The sequence below is a fragment of the Pseudomonas schmalbachii genome (assembly GCF_017589465.1).
Classification (GTDB): domain Bacteria; phylum Pseudomonadota; class Gammaproteobacteria; order Pseudomonadales; family Pseudomonadaceae; genus Pseudomonas; species Pseudomonas schmalbachii.
In genome coordinates this window covers 43,130-60,849 of the sequence record NZ_JAELYA010000012.1, presented here as the reverse complement: position 1 = coordinate 60,849, position 17,720 = coordinate 43,130, and the positions used below count along the sequence as shown (strand labels likewise).

At 63.6% G+C, this 17,720-nt stretch carries 15 protein-coding genes; 3 read left to right on the top strand and 12 right to left on the bottom strand.

The window, feature by feature from the left end; genetic code table 11:
• Positions 1 to 38: 38 nt before the first annotated feature.
• Genes aroK through JFY56_RS23405 form a run of 6 tightly spaced genes read right to left on the bottom strand, consistent with a single transcriptional unit; the run spans position 39 to position 5,570 of the window.
• Entirely contained in the window at positions 39 to 566 is a 528-nt protein-coding gene (gene aroK / locus JFY56_RS23430) for a shikimate kinase AroK (RefSeq protein WP_236033072.1), read from the bottom strand.
• Positions 566 to 2,695 carry a type IV pilus secretin PilQ gene (gene pilQ, locus JFY56_RS23425; RefSeq protein WP_208316681.1) on the bottom strand — a complete coding sequence of 710 codons (2,130 nt, stop codon included), beginning with the start codon at positions 2,693 to 2,695 and terminating at the stop codon, positions 566 to 568. Before pilQ ends, aroK begins: the two co-directional genes overlap by 1 nt.
• Before the next feature lie 52 nt (positions 2,696 to 2,747).
• Complete coding sequence (gene pilP / locus JFY56_RS23420) at positions 2,748 to 3,272, bottom strand: type 4a pilus biogenesis lipoprotein PilP (RefSeq protein ID WP_208316680.1); 525 nt, start codon at positions 3,270 to 3,272, stop codon at positions 2,748 to 2,750.
• Positions 3,269 to 3,916 (bottom strand): type 4a pilus biogenesis protein PilO, encoded by a 648-nt coding sequence (gene pilO, locus JFY56_RS23415; protein WP_208316679.1) that lies wholly within the window; start codon positions 3,914 to 3,916, stop codon positions 3,269 to 3,271. The genes pilP and pilO overlap by 4 nt, the downstream gene beginning before the upstream one ends.
• Entirely contained in the window at positions 3,913 to 4,506 is a 594-nt protein-coding gene (gene pilN / locus JFY56_RS23410) for a type 4a pilus biogenesis protein PilN (RefSeq protein WP_208316678.1), read from the bottom strand. The genes pilO and pilN overlap by 4 nt, the downstream gene beginning before the upstream one ends.
• On the bottom strand, positions 4,506 to 5,570 hold the full coding sequence (locus JFY56_RS23405) for a pilus assembly protein PilM (RefSeq protein WP_208316677.1): 1,065 nt from the start codon (positions 5,568 to 5,570) through the stop codon (positions 4,506 to 4,508). Before JFY56_RS23405 ends, pilN begins: the two co-directional genes overlap by 1 nt.
• 185 nt (positions 5,571 to 5,755) lie before the next feature.
• Between JFY56_RS23405 and JFY56_RS23400 the strand changes: the two genes are divergently transcribed.
• Positions 5,756 to 8,191 carry a penicillin-binding protein 1A gene (locus JFY56_RS23400; RefSeq protein WP_208316676.1) on the top strand — a complete coding sequence of 812 codons (2,436 nt, stop codon included), beginning with the start codon at positions 5,756 to 5,758 and terminating at the stop codon, positions 8,189 to 8,191.
• Between the two features lie 188 nt (positions 8,192 to 8,379).
• Here JFY56_RS23400 and JFY56_RS23395 read toward each other — a convergent pair whose 3' ends face one another.
• From JFY56_RS23395 to tkt, 6 genes are all read right to left on the bottom strand, one after another.
• Complete coding sequence (locus JFY56_RS23395) at positions 8,380 to 8,871, bottom strand: M48 metallopeptidase family protein (RefSeq protein WP_208316675.1); 492 nt, start codon at positions 8,869 to 8,871, stop codon at positions 8,380 to 8,382.
• A gap of 71 nt (positions 8,872 to 8,942) precedes the next feature.
• A complete protein-coding gene (gene fba / locus JFY56_RS23390) occupies positions 8,943 to 10,007 on the bottom strand; it encodes a class II fructose-bisphosphate aldolase (RefSeq protein WP_208316674.1) in 1,065 nt (354 codons plus the stop codon).
• A 110-nt stretch (positions 10,008 to 10,117) separates the two neighbouring features.
• Entirely contained in the window at positions 10,118 to 10,447 is a 330-nt protein-coding gene (locus JFY56_RS23385; protein ID WP_208316673.1) for an MliC family protein, read from the bottom strand.
• 346 nt (positions 10,448 to 10,793) lie between these two features.
• Positions 10,794 to 11,957 carry a phosphoglycerate kinase gene (locus tag JFY56_RS23380; protein WP_208316672.1) on the bottom strand — a complete coding sequence of 388 codons (1,164 nt, stop codon included), beginning with the start codon at positions 11,955 to 11,957 and terminating at the stop codon, positions 10,794 to 10,796.
• Positions 11,958 to 11,987: 30 nt separating this feature from the next.
• Complete coding sequence (epd, locus tag JFY56_RS23375) at positions 11,988 to 13,034, bottom strand: erythrose-4-phosphate dehydrogenase (protein ID WP_208316671.1); 1,047 nt, start codon at positions 13,032 to 13,034, stop codon at positions 11,988 to 11,990.
• A gap of 108 nt (positions 13,035 to 13,142) precedes the next feature.
• Positions 13,143 to 15,140, bottom strand: a complete 1,998-nt coding sequence (gene tkt, locus JFY56_RS23370; RefSeq protein WP_208316670.1) for a transketolase — start codon at positions 15,138 to 15,140, stop codon at positions 13,143 to 13,145.
• Positions 15,141 to 15,378: 238 nt separating this feature from the next.
• Between tkt and JFY56_RS23365 the strand changes: the two genes are divergently transcribed.
• The gene (locus JFY56_RS23365) at positions 15,379 to 16,380 is read left to right on the top strand and encodes a metalloregulator ArsR/SmtB family transcription factor (protein WP_208316669.1); all 1,002 of its coding nucleotides are present in this window, start codon (positions 15,379 to 15,381) and stop codon (positions 16,378 to 16,380) included.
• 16 nt (positions 16,381 to 16,396) lie between these two features.
• Positions 16,397 to 17,587 (top strand): methionine adenosyltransferase, encoded by a 1,191-nt coding sequence (gene metK / locus JFY56_RS23360; protein WP_208316668.1) that lies wholly within the window; start codon positions 16,397 to 16,399, stop codon positions 17,585 to 17,587.
• Positions 17,588 to 17,720 lie beyond the last annotated feature (133 nt).

Genomic DNA, 17,720 nt, shown 5'->3' with positions numbered 1-17,720 from the left:
CAAGAAAGGTGGCTAGCATAACGCAGAACGGTGCGCCGTTAATGGCGCTCCAGTCTGCGCAAGCGTTCCAGAATTTCCTGCACGACCATTCGCGGCGGCCGTTCGTCGGTTTCGACCACCACATCGGCGATTTCCCGATAGAGAGGGTCGCGGACTTCCATCAGATCGCGCAGGACCTGCCCCGGATTCGGCTTCTGCAGCAACGGCCGCCCCTTGTCCCTAGCCGTCCGGGCGATCTGCTGCTCGACCGAGGCGTGCAGGTAAATCACCCGCCCGCCGCCTTTCAGCGCAACGCGATTGGCCTCGCGCAGCACGGCCCCGCCACCGGTGGCGATCACCAGGCCGGATTCGGAACACAACTCGGCGATCATCGCCTGCTCGCGCTCACGAAAGCCCAATTCCCCTTCCACATCGAAAATCCAGGGGATGTTGGCTCCGCAGCGCTGTTCGATCTCTTTGTCGGAATCTTTGAAAACGAGGTGTAGTTCTTTCGCAAGAAGACGCCCGATGGTGCTCTTTCCAGCTCCCATCGGGCCTACCAGAATCATGTTGGACACGGAATTCATCAACGGCCGATTGCAATGGCCTGATTATTCATGATCCGCGGGGTAAGGAAAACCAGCAGTTCAGCCTTGCTGTCGGTTACCGTGTCACGCCGGAACAAGCGGCCGAGGAACGGCAGGTCACCGAGGAAGGGCACCTTGTCCACAGCCTTGTTCTGCGTATTGGAGAACACCCCGCCGATAACGATGGTTTCGCCGTCGTTCACCAGGACCTTGGCGTTCACCTCGTTCTTGTTGATCGGCGGCACGCCGTTGAGGGCGTTGGCGAAGTCCGGGGCATCCTTGTTGACCTTCACTTCCATGATGATGCGGTTGTCCGGAGTGATCTGCGGAGTCACTTCCAGGGACAGCGCCGCCTCCTTGAACGACACCGAGGTGGCGCCGCTGGAGCTGGCTTCCTGATAGGGAATTTCCGAGCCCTTGAGGATCTTCGCGGTTTCCTTGTCCGAGGTGACGACCTTGGGCTGGGAAACGATCTCGCCGTTGCCGCCCTTCTCCATCGCGGAAAGCTGCAGGTCGAGCAGGACGTTGTTGGTCACGAAGCCGATGCCGAGGCCGGAGGTGCTGGAGGTCGCACCAAGATCGACCGACGGCGTCGGAATGTTGGCCACGGTCGGCAAGGTACAGCCACCAGCAAACGGTCCGCAGCTGGGGCCGTTGTCGCCGCCCACGCCGATGTTGCCATCCTTGCCGTAGCTCACCCAGTTGCCGAAGGTGGCAGCGCCACCCCAGCGCACACCGAGGCTCTTGCTGTAGTCGACGTTGGCCTCGACGATGCGCGCCTCGATCATCACCTGACGTACCGGAATATCCAGCTGAGCGACGATCCGGCGCAGTTCGTCCAGGCGGTCCTGGGTCTGGTAGGCGATGATGCTGTTGGTGCGGTCATCGACAGTGATGGAACCGCGCTCATCGGCCTTTCCTGCCGCCGGATCGCCCGAGCCGGTCACCGACTGGAACAGCCGGGCGATATCGGAAGCCTTGGCGTAGTTCACCTGGATCAGCTCACGACGCAGAGGTGCCAGCTCGGAAATCTGCTTCTGCGACTCCAGCTCCTGGCGCTCGCGCGCGGCGATCTCGTCAGCCGGCGCCACCAGCAGCACGTTGCCGACCTGGCGCTTGTCCAGCCCCTTGGTTTTCAGCACCAGGTCCAGCGCCTGGTCCCACGGAACGTTCTGCAGGCGCAGGGTGATGTTGCCCTGCACGGTATCGCTCGCCACCAGGTTGAGGTCGGTGAAGTCGGCGATCAACTGCAGGACGGAACGGACGTCGATGTCCTGGAAGTTCAGCGACAGCTTCTCGCCGGTATAGGTGAAGGAATCCTTCTTGCGCCGCTCCGCATCGCCCTGGGTCAGCGGCTTGATGCTGACGGTCATGCGGTTGTCGGTCTGGTACACGAGGTAGTCGTACAGCCCGGTCGGCTCGATCGAGATGCTGGCCCGATCACCCGCGGCGCTGGCATTGACGAACTGCACCGGCGTGGCGAAGTCCTTCACGTCCAGGCGTACGCGCAGGTTGTCCGGCAACTGGGTGCGCGGGAAGTCGAGACGGATCTTGCCGCCCTGTTCCTGCACATCCGGGCTGATGGTCGGATCGGAAAGGTCGATGACGACGTTGCCCTCGCCTTTTTCACCGCGCTGGAAGTCGATATTGCGGATCGCCTTGCCCATCGGGATGTACGGCTTGGGTGCAGCCGGACGGGCGGCCGGCGCGGCCACCGGAGTCGCGGCCATCGCGCTGCTGCCGGCGGCGGCTGCGCCACCGACCACGACGAACAGGTTGTTGCCTTCGGTACGGGTGGAATACGGCACCAGCGAGGTGAGGTTGATGATCAGGCGAGTACGATCCTTGGCCTCGACGACCGTCAGACTGCGCGCGTTACCGACACCCAGCTCGCGGTTCCGGCTCCCCAGCTTGTTCTGCACACCCGGCAGGTCGAGGGCGATACGCGCCGGCTGCTCGATGGTGTAGCCCCGCGGCGCGGAAACCGGCTCGTCGAAACTCAGCTTCAGCTCAACGCGATCGCCGGGCAGAGCCGCCACGTCGACTTTCTGCAGGTCGGCTGCCAGCGCGCTGGAAGCGAAAATCGTTGCCAGCAGCGAAGCGCTCAAGCGGGAAAGAGTTCTGTTCATCGTCTGAATCCGTCGTGGAGACTGCTGTTTTTTATCCATTTCCATCCCGCTCTTATTGGCGTTCCTTGAGAGTCAGACTGCGCGGACGTTCGAGCCACCCGCCCTCACCATCGGGAACAATCTCGATCACGTCAACCTGACCCTGGTTGATGGCGATGATCTTGCCATCGTTGCGCCCCAGGTAATCCCCCACCCTAACGCGGTGTACCCCTCCCGCACCGCGCACCAGGGCGAACACGCCTTGCTGGTTGGCCAGGGTGCCGACCATCTCGAAAGTCTCGATATTGAAGCCTTCGAGGAACTGCTTGACCCGGGTTTCGTCCGGCTTGATGACTTTCGTCCCCTTCTGCCGGATGGTCAGGTCGATCTTCACCGGCGGCTGGAACGGGCTGCGCATCGCGGAAGCGCTGTAGGTGAACGCCTCGTACGGCTGGAACTTCGGCAACGGTTCGATGTTGCCTTTCGGGCGCGCGCGAACCTCGTCCATGAAGGCCTGCAGGTCGCCGAAATCGTTGTTCGCCCCACAACCGGCAAGACTCAGGAGCACAAGGCTGCAGATGATCAGGCGCTCCTTCATTTCTTCGCTCCCGTCTTGGGATTGGCTGTCAGTCCCTTGTCGTTATAGCGATAGGTCCTGGCCAGAATGCTCATCCGCAGTTTGGAAGTGCTGTCGGCACTGGCGGGTTTGATCTCGAAGTCGTGCAGGGTCACGATGCGCGGCAGGCTCGAGACACCGCTGACGAAAGTCGCCAGGTCGTGATAGCCACCCACCACGCTGATCTGGATCGGCAGCTCGATATAGAACTGCTGGGTGACCTCCGGAAGCAGCTTGATCTCTTCGAATTCGAGTCCGCTGCCCAGGCCGGTACGCGTGATGTCCTCCAGCAGCCCCGGCACCTCGGTGTCGCTCGGCAATTGGCGCAGCAAGGCGCCGAAGGATTCTTCCATCTCCTTCATCTGGTCCTTGTAGGCTTCCAGGTTCGCCGCCTGGAACGCCTTGGAGGAGAACTGCTGCTTGAGGGTTTCTTCTTCGCTGCGCTGCCGATCGAGCGAGTCCTGCAGGTCCCTCAACTGGAAGTTGTAGCCAAGGGCCAGTACCACGGCCATCAGCAGGATGCAGGCGATCACCTTGACCGCCACCGGCCAGGAGCCGATGTTGTTGAAATCAAGATCGTTGATGTCGATCTTGCGCAGGCTTTCCAAGGAACTGGCCAGACTCATTTCTTGGCTCCTTGCGCATTGGGGCTCTTGTTCTGTTCAGGATCGCCCGGCTGGGTCTGCTGGACGGTCAGCTGGAATATGTTCGCCTGGTCCAGGGCCCCCTGCGTCACCGCCTTGACCTCGGTGAGGTTCGGCGCAGTCAGCCACTCCGAGGAGTCGAGATTGCGCATCAGGTTGGAGACGCGGTTGTTGGACTCGGCAGCCCCCGCAATGGAAATGCTCTTGCCGTTCATCTTCAGATCGGTGAAATACACGCCATCGGGCAGCGTGCGCACCAACTGGTCGAATACCCGCCCGATGATCGGCCGGTTGCCCTGCAGGTCCTGGATGATCTTCATCCGTTCGAGCAGTTGCTGGCGGCGGGTCTTGAGCTCGCTGATTTCCTTGATGCGGGCATCCAGCACGGAGATTTCCTTGCGCAGGAAATCATTGCGCGCGTTCTGGTTCTCGACGGCCGAATCGAGGTACTGGTCGCCGAGAAAAACCAGTCCGGCCGATGCCAGGAAGACGCCACCCAGGGTAACCAGGAAGCGCTGCTTGCGCTCTTCGCGAAGCTGCTCGCGCCACGGTAACAGGTTGATGCGTGCCATCAGTCGAAACTCCTCATCGCCAGACCGCAGGCAATCATCAGCGCAGGCGCATCGCTGGCGAGCGCCCCCGCATTGACCTTCGCACTGAGCACCATATTGGCGAACGGGTTGGCGACTAGGGTCGGAGTACCGACCTTCTGCTGGATCAGGCGGTCGAGGCCGGGAATCGATGCGGTGCCGCCGGCCAGCAGGATGTAGTCGACATCGTTGTACTGCCCGGCCGCGAAGAAGAACTGCAGCGAGCGGGAAACCTGCTGGACCACGGCATCCTTGAACGGCTGCAGCACTTCGCTTTCGTAGTCGTCCGGCAGCCCGCCCTGCTTCTTGGCGAGACCGGCTTCTTCCATGGAAAGGCCGTAGCGGCGCTGGATTTCCTCGGTGAGCTGGCGGCCGCCGAACAGCTGCTCGCGGGTGTAGATGGTGCGCCCGTGGTGCAGCACGCTGAGGGTGGTCATGGTGGCGCCGATATCGACGACCGCGACGGTCAGGTCGTCGGCGTTGCCGCCGAGCTGGTCGCCGAGCAGGCCGAACGCACGCTCAAGGGCATAGGCCTCGACATCGACCACCTTGGCCGTCAGTCCCGCCAGCGCCAGCACGGCTTCGCGTACTTCGACGTTCTCCTTGCGGCAGGCCGCCAGCAGCACGTCCACGCGATCCGGATTTCGCACGGAGACGCCCTGGACTTCGAAGTCGATGGCCACTTCCTCGAGGGGATAGGGGATGTACTGGTCAGCCTCGATCTTCAGCTGGTTTTCCAGTTCGTCCTCGGAAAGGCCGGCATCCATCTCGATGCTCTTGGTGATGACCGCGGACCCGGCTACCGCCACCGCCGCAGTTCTCACACCAGTGCGCGCCTTGGCCACCACGCGCGCGAGCGCCTGGCCAACCCCCTCCAGCTCGGTGATGTTCTTTTCTACCACTGCGTTGGGCGGAAGCGGCTCGACGGCGTAGGCCTCTACCTTGTAGCGCCCGCCCGAACGGCTCAACTCGAGAAGTTTGACCGAAGTCGAACTGACGTCTATCCCCAGCAGCGTGTTCGCTTTCTTATTGAAGAGCCCTAGCACGACTGATTTCCTATCAGCATCCGACACTTACGGTCGATTTATGTTTTTTGACATTAGATACCACACTTGACAGGCGCGCAAATGGCTAGCCACCCCAAAAACTGCTTATAATGTGACCAGCTTTTCCCTTATGCGCCGCGCCTCTCGCTTAACTCTTTCTTTTCCTTGGAAATCCGAAATATTCCATGCGCTTGCTGAAGTTTTTGTGGTGGACATGCGTCACCATCTTCTGTGGATTGCTGCTCAGTTTCAGCGGCGCTTACCTGTATCTCAGCCCCAGCCTGCCGTCCGTCGATGCGCTGCGTAACGTTCGCCTGCAGATGCCTTTAAGGGTTTATAGCAGCGATAGCAAACTGATAGCAGAATTTGGCGAGATGCGCCGCACTCCTATTCGCTTCAGCGATATCCCCCAGGACTTCATCAACGCGCTGCTCTCGGCTGAAGACGACAATTTCGCGAATCATTATGGCGTGGACGTCAAGAGCCTGATGCGTGCTGCCGCGCAATTATTGAAGACCGGACACATCCAGACCGGCGGCAGCACGATCACCATGCAGGTGGCGAAAAACTACTTCCTTACCAATGAGCGTAGCTTCTCGCGCAAGGCCAACGAGATTCTGCTCGCCCTGCAGATCGAACGGGAACTGACCAAGAACGAGATCCTCGAGCTGTACGTGAACAAGATCTACCTGGGCAACCGCGCCTACGGCATCGAGGCCGCGGCCCAGGTCTACTACGGCAAGTCGATCAACGAGCTCAGCCTGGCGCAGATGGCGATGATCGCCGGCCTGCCCAAGGCGCCCTCGCGCTACAACCCGCTGGCCAACCCGGCGCGCAGCCTGGAGCGGCGTAACTGGATTCTCGAGCGCATGCTCAAGCTGGGCCTCATCGACCAGGCCAAATACGACGCAGCGGTCAGCGAACCCGTCGCCGCCTCCTACCACGTACAGAGTCCCGAGCTGATCGCCCCGTACATCGCCGAAATGGCCCGTGCGGAAATGGTCGGCCGCTACGGCAGCGACGCCTATACCGAGGGCTATCGCGTGTTCACCACGGTGCGCAGCGACCTCCAGGAGGCCGCCAACGATGCCGTGCAGAAGGGCCTGCAGGAATACGACCAGCGGCATGGCTATCGTGGTCCGGAAACCCGCCTGCCGGGCAAGACGCGCGATGCCTGGCACCAGGCGATTGTCCAGCAGCGCCCGCTGGGCGGACTGGAGCCGGCCATCGTCACCCAGGTGGAGAAAAGCGGGATCATGGTCATGACCCGCGACGGCAACGAAGAAACCATCGCCTGGGACAACATGAAGTGGGCCCGCCCCTATCTCGGCAACAACAGCATGGGCCCGCTGCCGCGGCAACCCGGCGATGTCGTGCAGGCCGGCGACGTGATCCGCATCCAGCGCAAGGAAGACGGCGCCCTGCGTCTTACCCAGGTACCGGCGGCGCAGAGCGCGCTGGTTTCCCTCGATCCGCAGGATGGCGCGATCAAGGCGCTGATCGGCGGCTTCTCCTTCGACCAGAGCAACTACAACCGCGCCACCCAGGCCAAGCGCCAGCCCGGTTCGAGCTTCAAGCCGTTCATCTACAGCGCGGCGCTGGACAACGGCTTCACCGCCGCCAGCCTGGTCAACGACGCGCCGGTGGTGTTCTACGACGAATACCTGGACAAGGTCTGGCGGCCGAAGAACGACACCAACACCTTCCTCGGCCCGATCCCCATGCGCGAGGCGCTGTACAAGTCGCGCAACATGGTGTCGATCCGGATTCTGATGGATCTCGGCGTGGAGCGGGCGCGCAAGTACATCAGCCGCTTCGGCTTCGACCTGCATGAACTGCCGCCCAACCTCTCCATGGCGCTCGGTACTGCGACCCTGACGCCGCTGGAAATCGCCGGCGCCTGGAGCACCTTCGCCAATGGCGGCTACAAGATCACCCCGTACGTCATCGAGCGCATCGAAAGCCGCGACGGCCAGCTGCTCTACCAGGCCAACCCGGCGCGCGTACCGCATGACGAGCCGTTGCTGACCGCCTCCACCACCCCCGTGCAGCCAGTCACGACCAGCACCCCGAGCGACGCCGATCCGCAGGCCGGCCCGACCATCGAGCCGGCTGCCGCCGAGCGCATCCTCGACGCGCGCACCGCCTACATCATGACCAGCATGCTGCAGGACGTGATCAAGCGCGGCACCGGCCGCCGCGCCCTGGCGCTCAAGCGCGACGACATCGCCGGCAAGACCGGTACCACCAACGAATCGAAGGACGCCTGGTTCTCCGGCTACAACGCCGACTACATGACCACCGTCTGGGTCGGCTTCGACCAGCCGGACACCCTCGGCCGCAGCGAGTACGGCGGCAACGTCGCGCTGCCGATCTGGATGCGCTACATGGGCTCCGCACTGAAGGACAAACCGTCCCACCTGCTGCCGGAGCCGGCCGGCATGGTCAGCCTGCGCATCGATCCGTACACCGGCCGGGCCGCACCGCCGGGTACGCCGGGCGCCTACTTCGAACTGTTCAAGAACGAAGAGACGCCGCCGTCGATAAGCGAACTGTCGCCCGGCAGCTCGCCGGGTGGTGGAATGCCGGCCGACGACGTCGCGCCGATCGATCTGTTCTGAACCAGCGAAAGCCCCTCAGCCGAGGGGCTTTCGCTTATTGGCGCAGGAAAAATCCGAGCAAATGATGGCAATCCGCCAATTCATTGATTAATCTTCAGTTCGCGGCGGGGTATGACTCCTGTCGAGCCGAACCCCATCCGGCTCGACAGGAGTCACCCGCGGCAACTCCCCTCCCGGCCGATTCCGTATCAGGCCAGTTCGCGCCAGATCAGATAGACCCGCAGATCGAATTCCAGCTGGTGGTAACCCGGCAGCATGTATTCGCACAGCTGGTAGAACGCCTTGCTGTGGTCCCGCTCGCGCAAGTGGGCGAGCTCATGCACCACGATCATCCTGAGAAATTCCGGCGCGGCATCCTTGAACAGCGAGGCCACGCGAATCTCCTTCTTCGCCTTGAGCTTGCCGCCCTGCACGCGGGATATCGCCGTATTCAGGCCGAGCGCCCGGTGCACCACATCGAGCTTGCTGTCATAGAGCACCTTGTCGACGGCCGGCGCATTGCGCATGCGCTCCTGCTTCAACCCCATGGCATAGGCATACAGGGCCTTGTCGCTCTGCACTTCATGCCGCTCGGGGTAGCGGCGCTGCAGATAGTCGCCCAGGCGGTTCTCGGCGATGAGCTGGCGAACCTGATCCTGCAAGGACGCGGGATAGGCCTGGAGATAGCGGAGTGGAGTCATATGGGAAGAATCACGACAGAGTAAAGCAAGAGCCCCGCACGGCGGCGGGGCTCTTCGGGGAGGGTCGAAGATCAGTTGACCTTCGGCTCCAGCTCACCCTTGGCGTAGCGCTGGAACATGCCTTCCAGGGAGATCGGCTTGATCTTCGAGGCATGGCCGGCGGTGCCGAAGGCTTCGTAACGGGCGATGCAGACATCGCGCATGGCTTCGATGGTCTTGGCGAAATATTTGCGCGGGTCGAACTCGCTCTTGTTCTGCGCCAGGAAGCGACGGATGGCGCCAGTGGAAGCCAGGCGCAGGTCGGTGTCGATATTCACCTTGCGCACGCCGTACTTGATGCCTTCGACGATTTCCTCGACCGGCACGCCGTAGGTTTCCGGGATCTCGCCGCCGAACTCGTTGATGATCGCCAGCCAGTCCTGCGGGACGGAGGACGAACCGTGCATCACCAGGTGAGTACCCGGAATGCGCGCGTGAATCGCCTTGATGCGGTCGATGGCGAGGATGTCGCCGGTCGGCGGCTTGGTGAACTTGTAGGCGCCGTGGCTGGTGCCGATGGCGATGGCCAGGGCGTCGACCTTGGTTTTCTTGACGAAGTCGGCGGCTTCTTCCGGGTCGGTCAGCAGTTGGCTGTGATCCAGCACGCCTTCGGCACCGACGCCATCTTCTTCGCCGGCCATGCCGGTTTCCAGGGAACCCAGGCAGCCCAGCTCACCTTCCACGGACACGCCGCAGGCATGGGCGAAGGCCACGGTCTGCTGGGTCACGCGGACGTTGTAGTCGTAGTCGGCCGGAGTCTTGCCGTCTTCCTTCAGCGAGCCGTCCATCATCACCGAGCTGAAGCCCAGCTGGATCGAGCGCTGGCAGACGTCAGGGCTGGTGCCGTGGTCCTGGTGCATGCACACCGGGATGTGCGGGAATTCTTCGATGGCCGCGAGGATCAGGTGGCGCAGGAAGGGCGCACCGGCGTATTTGCGGGCACCGGCGGAGGCCTGCACGATCACCGGGGAGTCGGTCTTGTCGGCCGCTTCCATGATGGCGCGCATCTGCTCGAGGTTGTTGACGTTGAAAGCCGGAACGCCGTAGCCGAATTCGGCGGCGTGATCCAGCATTTGGCGCATGCTGATGAGTGCCATGGTTTTCGCTTCTCCCAGAAGTCGGGCTCGTTCAGTAATCCAAAAGCCTGCCGGAGGGGCAGGCCATGTTCAAGTATCTCTCTCACCGGCGGACATACGGCCGCCGCGCTTCACAGGGTCTTGCAGCCCCGGCCGATCAGGTCATTGCTCTCGACCCAGTAGATCAGCCCCTGCTCGCCTGTGATGCTGAAGCCGACCAGTCCGTCACTGTAGAAAGCGCCGGAGCCGCCGGGTTCCTCTTCGAGGTGATGCACCACATCGCCCTCGCCGAGGCGCAGGTCGACCACCGACTTGCTACCATCGACATAGCGCCAGAGCACCTCGGCCTTGCTGTCGCAGACCCAGTGGTTCCAGCCGCCGGACTTGCCGGCAGAGCCGGAAGGCTGGCTGGAACACCCTGCCAGCAGCAACGCCAGGCCCAGGGCGAACAATGGCTTCATCGGGCAATCTCCTTCTGCGCGGGTCGACCGCAGCTCACATCATCCATTTCGAATCCACCCGCGAATCGCTCAGCCCGGCCACTGGCTCATGGCAGGTCCCGGCAACGTACCGGGTCCCTTTCCGGAACCGGATCGCCGCTGGCCTGCATCGCCACCCGCTCACTGTTCTGGTCGCTGGGCGATGCGGGCAACGACGAACTGAAGACTTCGCAGGTACTGGTCGGACCGCCTTCACTACTGCATCCGACCACTACCAGGCAAAGCGGCAACACAAGGGCGGCATAGCGCATGAGCATTCTCCATATCCATCCAGTCGGGATGACGGAGAGGCCTGCGCTGCGCCGGATCAGGCCTTGGCGCGCTGTTCCAGAACCTCCACCGCCGGCAGGACCTTGCCCTCGACGAATTCGAGGAAGGCGCCGCCACCAGTGGAAATGTAGGAGATTTGCTCGCCGATGCCGTATTTGTCGATTGCCGCCAGGGTGTCGCCACCGCCGGCAATGGAGAATGCCGGGCTCTCGGCGATGGCCTTGGCCAGCACCTTGGTGCCTTCGCCGAACTGGTCGAATTCGAACACGCCGACCGGGCCGTTCCACAGGATGGTCTTCGACGACTTCAGCAGCTCGGCAAACTGCGCGGCGGTCTTCGGACCGATATCGAGGATCATGTCGTCGTCGGCGACGTCGGCGATGGCCTTGACGGTAGCGGCGGCGCTTTCGGCGAATTCCTTGGCGACCACCACGTCGACCGGCAGCGGCACGCTGACCTTGGCGGCGATGGCCTTGGCGGTGTCGACTAGATCAGCCTCGTACAGCGACTTGCCGACCTTGTAGCCGGCCGCGGCGAGGAAGGTGTTGGCGATGCCGCCGCCGACGATCAGCTGGTCGCAGATCTGCGCCAGGCTGTTCAGCACGTCGAGCTTGGTGGAAACCTTGGAGCCGGCGACGATGGCAGCCATCGGACGGGCCGGGTTGCCCAGCGCCTTGCCCAGGGCGTCCAGCTCGGCGGCCAGCAGCGGGCCGGCGGCAGCGACCTTGGCGAACTTCGCCACGCCATGGGTCGAACCCTCGGCGCGGTGGGCGGTGCCGAAAGCGTCCATGACGAACACGTCGCACAGCGCGGCATACTTCTGCGCCAGCTCGTCGGCGCTCTTCTTCTCGCCCTTGTTGAAGCGCACGTTCTCGAACAGCACGACTTCACCGGCCTTCACTTCGACGCCGTCGAGGTAATCCCTGACCAGCGGGACTTCGCGGCCGAGGGCCTTGCTCAGGTAGTCGGCGACCGGCTTCAGGCTGTTCTCCTCGGAGTATTCGCCTTCGGTCGGGCGGCCCAGGTGCGAGCAGACCATCACCGCGGCGCCTTTCTCCAGGGCCAGCTTGATGGTCGGCAGCGAGGCGAGGATGCGCGCGTCGCTTTTCACCACGCCATCCTTCACGGGCACGTTGAGATCCTCGCGGATCAGTACGCGCTTACCCTGGAGGTCGAGGTCGGTCATCTTCAACACGGTCATGGTGTTCAGTCCTGTTGTGGGCTGGTCGAATCAGCGGTTGGATGCGGCGACGCGCAGGTAGTGTCCGGCGACGTCGATCATGCGGTTGGCGAAGCCCCATTCGTTGTCGAACCAGGCCAGCAGGTTCACCAGCCGCGGGCCGGAAACCCGGGTCTGGCTGCCGTCGACGATGGCCGAATGCGGGTCGTGGTTGAAATCGCAACTGGCGTGGGGCAGCTCGGTATAGGCGAGCAGCTTGTGCAGCGGGCCGCTGGCAGCGGCCTCGCGCAGTACGCGGTTGATTTCCTCGGCGGAGGTATCGCGGGACGTCTGCAGCGTGATGTCCAGCGCCGAGACGTTCACCGTGGGCACGCGTATGGCTTTGGCCTGGATGCGCCCGGAGAGTTCCGGCAGCAGGCGCTCGATACCCCGCGCGAGCCCCGTCGAAACAGGGATCACCGACTGGAAGGCCGAGCGCGTGCGGCGCAGGTCTTCGTGGTGATAGGCGTCGATCACCGGCTGGTCGTTCATCGCCGAGTGGATGGTGGTGATCGACACGTAGTCGATGCCCACCGCGTCGTTCAGCAGCTTGAGCAGCGGCACGCTGCAGTTGGTAGTGCACGATGCGTTGGACACCAGGCGTTCGGCGCCGGTCAGGCAGGCCTGGTTGATGCCGTAGACCACCGTGGCATCGACCGCCGCTTCGCTGGCCATCGGCTGGGAGAACAGCACGCGCGGCGCGCCGGCAGCCAGGAAGCGCTCGCCATCGGCACGGCTGTGATAGACGCCGGAGCATTCCAGCACCAGATCGACACCCAACGCCGCCCAGTCGATCGCCTCGGGTTCGGCCTGGCGCAGCACCTGCACGCTGGCGCCGTCCACCTGCAGACAGCCATCGGCGACACTGACTTCGCCAGGGAAGCGGCCGTGGGTGGAGTCGAAGCGGGTCAGGTATTCCAGGCTCGCCATGTCGGCGAGATCGTTCAGCGCGACGATGGAGAAACCGGCGCGCGCTCCGCGTTCATGCAAGGCACGGAAGACGCAGCGGCCGATGCGGCCGTAGCCGTTCAAGGCAACTCTGTAAGGGCGATTGGACATTGTTATCCCTTGGTGGACCGTAGGATGGGTTGAGCCTGCGATACCCACGCTGCATCAGGCTTCGATGGGTATCGCTTCGCTCAACCCATCCTACGAAAGAACACCCTCTCAGGCGTCGAGCAGCTCGGCGGCCACTTCCAGCACGTTGTCGACGGTGAAGCCGAAGTGCTCGAACAGCGCCGCGGCCGGGGCCGATTCGCCGAAGGTGGTCATGCCGATCACGCGGCCTTCCAGGCCCACGTACTTGTACCAGTAGTCGGCATGGGCGGCTTCGATGGCGATACGCGCACCGACCTGCACCGGCAGTACGGATTGCTTGTAGCCGGCGTCCTGCTGGTCGAACACGCTGGTCGACGGCATGGAAACCACGCGCACCTTGTGGCCCTGCTCGGTCAGCTTGTCGAAGGCCTGCACGGCCAGGCCGACTTCCGAACCGGTGGCGATCAGGATCAGCTCCGGCTCGCCGGCGCAGTCCTTCAGCACGTAGCCGCCGCGGGCGACGTCGGCCAACTGGGCAGCATCGCGCGCCTGGTGCGGCAGGTTCTGGCGGGAGAAGATCAGCGCCGACGGGCCGTCGTTGCGCTGGATCGCGGATTTCCAGGCCACCGCGGATTCCACGGCATCGGCCGGGCGCCAGGTGTCCAGGTTCGGGGTCATGCGCAGGCTGGCCAGCTGTTCGATCGGCTGGTGGGTCGGGCCGTCTTCGCCGAGGCCGATGGAGTCGTGGGTATAGACGAACAGCACGCGCTGCTTCATCAGGGCGGCCATGCGCACCGCGTTGCAGGCGTACTCCATGAACACCAGGAAGGTCGCGCCGTAGGGGATGAAGCCGCCATGCAGGGCCACGCCGTTCATGATGGCGCTCATGCCGAACTCACGGACGCCGTAATACATGTAGTTGCCGGCAGCGTCTTCCGGGTCCACGCCCTTGCAGCCTTTCCACAGGGTCAGGTTGGAGCCGGCGAGGTCGGCGGAACCGCCGAGGAATTCCGGCAGCAGCGGGCCGAAGGCGTTCAGGGTGTTCTGGCTGGCCTTGCGGCTGGCGATGGTCTCGCCCTTGGCGGCGACTTCGGCGATATAGGCTTCGGCCTTGGCCACGAAGTCGGCCGGCAGCTGACCCTTGATGCGGCGCTGGAATTCGGCAGCCAGTTCCGGATAGGCAGCGGCGTAGGCGGCGAACTTCTCGTTCCAGGCAGCTTCACGCTGGGCGCCGGCAGCCTTGGCATCCCACTCGGCGTAGATATCGGCCGGCACTTCGAACGGGCCATGGTTCCAGCCGAGGGCGGCGCGGGTGGCGACGATTTCGTCGTTGCCCAGCGGCGCGCCGTGGCACTCTTCCTTGCCGGACTTGTTCGGCGAACCGAAGCCGATCACGGTCTTGCAGCAGATCAGGGTCGGCACGTCGCTCTTGCGCGCGGTCTCGATGGCGGTCTTGATCTCGTCGGCGTCGTGGCCGTCGACATTGCGGATCACCTGCCAGCCGTAGGCTTCGAAGCGCTTCGGCGTGTCGTCGGTGAACCAGCCGTGGACTTCGCCGTCGATGGAGATGCCGTTGTCGTCGTAGAAGGCGATCAGCTTGTTCAGGCGCTGGGTACCGGCCAGGGCGCAGACTTCATGGGAAATGCCTTCCATCATGCAGCCATCGCCGAGGAAAACGTAGGTGTAGTGGTCGACGATGTCATGGCCGTCGCGGTTGAACTGCGCCGCCAGCACCTTCTCCGCCAGCGCCATGCCAACGGCGTTGGCGAGACCCTGGCCGAGCGGGCCGGTGGTGGTCTCGACGCCGGCGGTGTAGCCGTACTCCGGGTGACCCGGAGTGCGCGAGTTCATCTGGCGGAAGTTCTTCAGGTCTTCGATGCCGAGGTCGTAGCCGGTCAGGTGCAGCAGCGAATAGATCAGCATCGAGCCGTGGCCGTTGGACAGCACGAAGCGGTCGCGGTTGGCCCACTCCGGGTTGACCGGGTTGTGCTGCAGGTAGTCGCGCCACAGCACTTCGGCGATGTCCGCCATGCCCATGGGGGCACCGGGATGGCCGCTGTTGGCTTTCTGCACGGCATCCATGCTCAGTGCACGGATGGCATTGGCTCGCTCACGACGGCTGGGCATCGCTGAATCTCCTGCGGGGGCTGCTTCTGTAACGAAGGGTATGGAAAAAAGGCGGTTATTTTCGCCCAGCCGACGCCTTCGGGGCAATGACAGATCGGCGAGCGTTCCGTGCGAACCGCTCTTCGGCCGTCGCGAGTCAACGGCGAGAGGGCTGTGGGTGGCCACTTATCAGGCAATATCAAAACTTTTTGATACAGGTGTTGCCCCACCCAATAGTGGCGACTAGACTGCGCACCTTATGAGTCTGCGCATGCCCTCGATCCGCCACGACGATTGCGACGAACTGGCCGCCCTGTGCAAGGCCGGCGGCGATCCGCTGCGGCTGAACGTGCTGCGCGCACTGGCCAACGACTCGTTCGGCGTGCTGGAGCTGGCGCAGATCTTCGATATCGGCCAGTCGGGCATGAGCCACCACCTGAAGGTGCTGTCCCAGGCCGGACTGGTAGCGACCCGCCGCGAAGGCAATGCGATCTTCTATCGCCGCGCCCTGCCCCACAGCGACTCGCTGGGCGGCACGCTGCATGGCGCGTTGCTCGAAGAGGTAGACGGACTGGAGCTGCCCGAGGCAGTCGGCGCGCGTATCGCCGCCGTGCACGCCCAGCGGGCCGCGGTGAGCCGCGACTACTTCACCCGCAGCGCAGAAAAACTGCGCGCCCAGCAGGACCTGATCGCAGGACTGCCACAGTATCGCGAGAGCGTACTGGCAGTGCTCGACGCATTGAGCTTCGCCCCCGGCGCCACGGCGCTGGAGGTCGGCCCCGGCGACGGTGGATTCCTCCCCGAGCTGGCGCGCCGCTTCAGCCAGGTCACAGCGCTGGACAACAGCGCGGCGATGCTGGAACTGGCGCAGGCCCGTTGCGCCGAGGAAGGACTGGGCAATGTCCGGCTGACGCTGGCCGATGCCCTGCACGACAGCGCCGAGGTCGCCGATTGCGTGGTGCTGAACATGGTGCTGCACCACTTCGCGACCCCGGCGGATGCCTTGAAACAGCTGGCACGCCTGGTTCGCCCGGGCGGCAGCCTGCTGGTAACCGATCTCTGCAGTCACGACCAGGGCTGGGCCCGGGAAGCCTGCGGCGATCTCTGGCTCGGCTTCGACCAGGAAGACCTGGCGCGCTGGGCCGACGCCGCCGGGCTGGAGCCCGGCGAAAGTGTTTACATTGGTTTAAGAAATGGCTTTCAGATTCAGGTGCGGCACTTCGCCAAGCCGGGTCCGCAAAGCGTCCTCACCCACCGGTAATGACAGGAACCGCTAGATGAGCGAATACTCTCTTTTCACCTCCGAATCCGTATCCGAAGGCCATCCGGACAAGATCGCGGACCAGATTTCCGATGCAGTGCTCGACGCCATCATCGCCAAGGACAAATACGCCCGCGTGGCCTGCGAAACCCTGGTGAAGACCGGTGTCGCGATCATCGCCGGTGAAGTCACCACCTCCGCCTGGGTCGACCTGGAAGATCTGGTGCGCAAGGTCATCATCGACATCGGCTACAACAGCTCCGACGTCGGCTTCGACGGTGCCACCTGCGGCGTGCTGAACATCATCGGCAAGCAGTCCGTGGACATCAACCAGGGCGTCGACCGCGCCAAGCCGGAAGACCAGGGCGCTGGCGACCAGGGCCTGATGTTCGGCTACGCCAGCAACGAAACCGACGTGCTGATGCCGGCGCCGATCTGCTTCTCCCACCGTCTGGTCGAGCGCCAGGCCGAAGCGCGCAAGTCCGGCCTGCTGCCGTGGCTGCGTCCGGACGCCAAGTCCCAGGTCACCTGCCGCTACGAAGGCGGCAAGGTCGTCGGCATCGACGCGGTCGTGCTGTCCACCCAGCACAACCCTGACGTTTCCTACAACGACCTGCGCGAAGGCGTGATGGAGCTGATCGTCAAGCACGTGCTGCCGGCCGAACTGCTGCACAAGGACACCCAGTTCCACATCAACCCGACCGGCAACTTCGTGATCGGCGGCCCGGTGGGCGACTGCGGCCTGACCGGCCGCAAGATCATCGTCGACTCCTACGGCGGCATGGCCCGTCACGGCGGCGGCGCGTTCTCCGGCAAGGACCCGTCCAAGGTCGACCGTTCCGCTGCCTACGCCGGTCGCTACGTGGCGAAGAACATCGTCGCCGCCGGCCTGGCCGAGCGTTGCGAGATCCAGGTTTCCTACGCCATCGGCGTGGCCCAGCCGACTTCCATCTCGCTGAACACCTTCGGCACCGGCAAGATCAGCGACGACAAGATCGTCCAACTGGTCCGCGAGCACTTCGACCTGCGTCCGTACGCGATCACCAAGATGCTCGACCTGCTGCACCCGATGTACCAGCCGACCGCGGCCTACGGCCACTTCGGTCGCAACCCGTACGAGATGACCTACGACGGCGACACCTTCACCGCCTTTACCTGGGAAAAAACCGACAAAGCTGCCGCCCTGCGCGACGCTGCCGGTCTGTAAGCTTCCAGACCTCGACAGAGAGCCCCGCTTCGGCGGGGCTTTTTGTTTTCCGGAGTCTTCCCCCACGCCTCACGGCCGCTTCCTGCCCGGCCCGCCCATAGGCTGACGGCTTTCCATCGCAGCAAGGAAGCCG

Bases quoted from the DNA above. Each gene is read 5' to 3' on its own strand.
- pilO (WP_208316679.1), bottom strand. From the start codon at position 3,916: ATGAGTCTGGCCAGTTCCTTGGAAAGCCTGCGCAAGATCGACATCAAC.
- pilQ (WP_208316681.1), bottom strand. From the start codon at position 2,695: ATGAACAGAACTCTTTCCCGCTTGAGCGCTTCGCTGCTGGCAACGATT.
- aroK (WP_236033072.1), bottom strand. From the start codon at position 566: ATGAATTCCGTGTCCAACATGATTCTGGTAGGCCCGATGGGAGCTGGA.
- epd (WP_208316671.1), bottom strand. From the start codon at position 13,034: ATGTCCAATCGCCCTTACAGAGTTGCCTTGAACGGCTACGGCCGCATC.
- JFY56_RS23365 (WP_208316669.1), top strand. From the start codon at position 15,379: ATGAGTCTGCGCATGCCCTCGATCCGCCACGACGATTGCGACGAACTG.
- pilP (WP_208316680.1), bottom strand. From the start codon at position 3,272: ATGAAGGAGCGCCTGATCATCTGCAGCCTTGTGCTCCTGAGTCTTGCC.
- metK (WP_208316668.1), top strand. From the start codon at position 16,397: ATGAGCGAATACTCTCTTTTCACCTCCGAATCCGTATCCGAAGGCCAT.
- pilN (WP_208316678.1), bottom strand. From the start codon at position 4,506: ATGGCACGCATCAACCTGTTACCGTGGCGCGAGCAGCTTCGCGAAGAG.
- JFY56_RS23385 (WP_208316673.1), bottom strand. From the start codon at position 10,447: ATGAAGCCATTGTTCGCCCTGGGCCTGGCGTTGCTGCTGGCAGGGTGT.
- JFY56_RS23400 (WP_208316676.1), top strand. From the start codon at position 5,756: ATGCGCTTGCTGAAGTTTTTGTGGTGGACATGCGTCACCATCTTCTGT.
- JFY56_RS23395 (WP_208316675.1), bottom strand. From the start codon at position 8,871: ATGACTCCACTCCGCTATCTCCAGGCCTATCCCGCGTCCTTGCAGGAT.
- tkt (WP_208316670.1), bottom strand. From the start codon at position 15,140: ATGCCCAGCCGTCGTGAGCGAGCCAATGCCATCCGTGCACTGAGCATG.
- fba (WP_208316674.1), bottom strand. From the start codon at position 10,007: ATGGCACTCATCAGCATGCGCCAAATGCTGGATCACGCCGCCGAATTC.
- JFY56_RS23380 (WP_208316672.1), bottom strand. From the start codon at position 11,957: ATGACCGTGTTGAAGATGACCGACCTCGACCTCCAGGGTAAGCGCGTA.